This window comes from Thiocapsa sp. (genome assembly GCF_035467215.1).
GTDB lineage: Bacteria > Pseudomonadota > Gammaproteobacteria > Chromatiales > Chromatiaceae > Thiocapsa.
Map to the genome: position 1 here is coordinate 1 of NZ_DATITZ010000172.1, position 2,822 is coordinate 2,822.

Sequence of the window (2,822 nt, forward strand, 5' to 3'; positions counted from 1 at the left end):
GGATTGTGGGTTCCATCAGACCTTGCTGCCGCGTAACCGGTGGCTGGGTTCAACCGCCGGATGCGGAAAACCGCATGTCCGGTGGTGTGGGAGGGCTGACGGGCGCAATCCTGTCAGCCCGACCCGATCACCAAGCGACGCGGACGGTCGTCGCGAAGCGACGACACCCCCGGGCTAGACGACTTGCAGTCGTCCTCTTCGGCAGACCCAACGTATCGCCTTCTGCGGAGGTTGTCGTCATCGAGAACGACAACACGTCGATTCGCAGCTCAACTGATTTCTCACAGGTTGCGACGGCGCATGGTCTCGACCAAGCGAGGGATCTCGGTCTCCAGCGTCAGTCGAGACCGGAAGCCCAGGGTGCGCTCCAGCTTGGCCGAGGAGAACCAGGCGTCCCCCGTGAGCTTGCAGAGCCCGTCCAGGGTCAGCGGCATGCGCCGCCGGGTCAGGCGTTCGCCGAGGGTGCCGATGCCGGCGACGAGGCGCAGGACCGGGAGCGGGATGGTCCAGCGCGGCAAGGGTCGGCCGAGTGCGATGAGGCTCTGCTCGTAGAGCCAACGGGTGGAATAGTCTCGACCGTCGGTGACCAGGTAGACCTCGCCAGCCGTCTCGGGCCGGCCGGCCACCAGGATCGCGGCGGCGACGGCGTCCTCGACATGGATCGCGGCGCGGTGATTCTCGATCCGAGGCCAAGGCGGGAAGCGCCCCGCGGCCACCGCCTTGACCATGCGGGCGATGTTGCCGCTGTCCCCGAGACCGTAGACCATCGGAAGCCGCAGAACCGCGGTGTGTCGACCGGTCGCGCGTCCAAGCTCCAGGACGCTGCGCTCGGCGGCGAGCTTGGCGCGACCGTAGAGGCTGTCCGGCGCCGGGGCTATCGTCTCGTCGGCAGGTCGGCCCAGCGCACCGGCCCGGTCTCCCATCGCTTTGATGCTGCTTAGATAGACGACTCGCCGAATCCCGGACGCCTCGACCCGGGCCATCAGATTGGCGGTGCCCTCGGCGGTCACCGGCCAGTGGGACGGTGCCTCGTAGATGTCCGGCTCGTCCGGGCGTGGCGAGTAGCTCGCGAGGTGGAACAGCGTGTCGATGCCGTCGCAGACCGAGGTCAGGCTCGACGGGTCGGTCAGGTCGGCGGCGCGGATCTCCGGACCCGGCCCCGGCCAGAGTGTCCGCGCCGCATCCGAGAATCGCGTGACGATCGCTACCCGGTGACCGGTTCCGAGCAGCTCCGCGACCAGGTGTCGGCCCACCTTGCCGGTCGCCCCGGTCACCAGGATCGATCCGAGCGGCGCGCTTGAGGCTTGATCCATGATCAGTCCGTCTTCCCCGGTCTCGGGCGACCGAAGATCCGGCTCAAGGTGTCGATGACGACCCGGCTCCAAAAATGGGCTCGGATGCCGAAGATGACCAACCCATTGAAGAGCGTCGGATACCCCCGAGCCTGGAACTTGCGATAAAAGCGCTCCATCCCGCGATGCTTGTGACGCTCGACCAGGAGTGGGCTGCGTTGGCTGCAAGCACCCTTATGGTGGATGACGCTGACATCCGGGACGAGCGCGATCGTCCAACCGGCCTGTCGAAAACGCACGAACCAGTCGAGATCCTCGCAGTGCAGGAAATAACCCTCGTCGAGCGGGCCGACCGCGTCGAGTGCGCGCCGGCTCACCAGCATGAAGGATCCGGAGATCGCCTCGACCTCGACCGGCTCGGCGGGCAAGGGCTTATGATGAAGATTCAGGCGGCGTCCGCCCCGATCGGGCAAGAGCCGATCGAGCCGCAGGATGCGCTTGAGCGCGATCCAGGGGTCCGGAATCGCGCGGCGGCTGGCCACCTGCTCGCTCCCGTCCGGGTTGCGCACGATGCAGCCGGCCATGCCGACATCCGGGCGGCTGTCCATGAAGGCGAGCATGCGAGCCAGGGTATCCGGACGGACCAAACAGTCCGGATTCAGGAACAGCAGGCGATCGGCCCGGGCCAGCGGCAAGGCGCGATTGTTGGCCGCGGCGAAACCCAGATTGGCACGATTCTCAAGGATGCGTAGTCGCGGATCCGCGCCGAACAGCGTGCGCAGATGTGCGAGGCTCCCGTCGTCCGACCCGTTGTCGCTCACGACGACCTCGACCGACACATCCGATCCGAGCACTGCCCCGACACACTCGCCCAGCAGATCGCCTGCGTTGTAGTTGACGACTACGACGCTGACGACGGGAACCGATGTGCCCGGGCTCACGTGCCGGATTCCACCAGGTCGAGCGCCTCGCGCAGCGCCTGCTCGGCCGCAGCGAAGACGAAATGGGTTTCCATCACCCGGATGCCTCCGTCTGAGAGACGCTGCCAGAGCAGCGGATCCCGGTCGAGCCGCGCGATCGCCTCGGTGAAGGCCGGCGCGTCGTCCGCGATCAACACCGATTCACCGTCGACCAAATGCATGCCCTCCGCGGCGACGCGGGTCGCAACGACGGGAAGCCCGTGGGCGAGGCTCTGGTTGATCTTGCCTTTCACGCCGGCGCCGTAGCGCAGGGGCGCGACCGAGACGCGGCACCCCGCGAAGAAGGGCTCGACATCCGGGACATATCCAAGGATCTCGATATCCGGACCGGCGCAGGCAAGAACCTCGCGCGGCGGATCGGCCCCGATGACGCTGAGCCGGATGTCCGGGACGCGCTCGCGCAACAAGGGCATGATCTCGCGACAGAGAAAGAGGACGGAGTCCGTGTTCGGGGGATGTGCGAATGCGCCGATGAAGAGGATGCCTCGGCGTGCCTCGAAGGGTTTGGCCGAGCCGAAGACCCGGTGGATGTTCGAGACGACATGGACTC

3 protein-coding genes are annotated in these 2,822 nt (G+C 66.9%); all 3 read right to left on the bottom strand.

Annotated features, from left to right (window positions below):
• Positions 1-281 precede the first annotated feature (281 nt).
• Positions 282-1,313: an NAD-dependent epimerase/dehydratase family protein gene (locus VLR48_RS09545; protein WP_325291559.1), complete on the bottom strand. Its 1,032-nt coding sequence runs from the start codon at positions 1,311-1,313 to the stop codon at positions 282-284.
• Positions 1,314-1,315: 2 nt separating this feature from the next.
• Positions 1,316-2,233, bottom strand: coding sequence for a glycosyltransferase family 2 protein (locus VLR48_RS09550; protein ID WP_325291560.1), 918 nt, complete (start codon positions 2,231-2,233; stop codon positions 1,316-1,318).
• On the bottom strand, positions 2,230-2,822 hold a 593-nt coding region (locus VLR48_RS09555; RefSeq protein ID WP_325291561.1), incomplete at its 5' end, for a glycosyltransferase family 4 protein. The genes VLR48_RS09550 and VLR48_RS09555, both read right to left, overlap by 4 nt.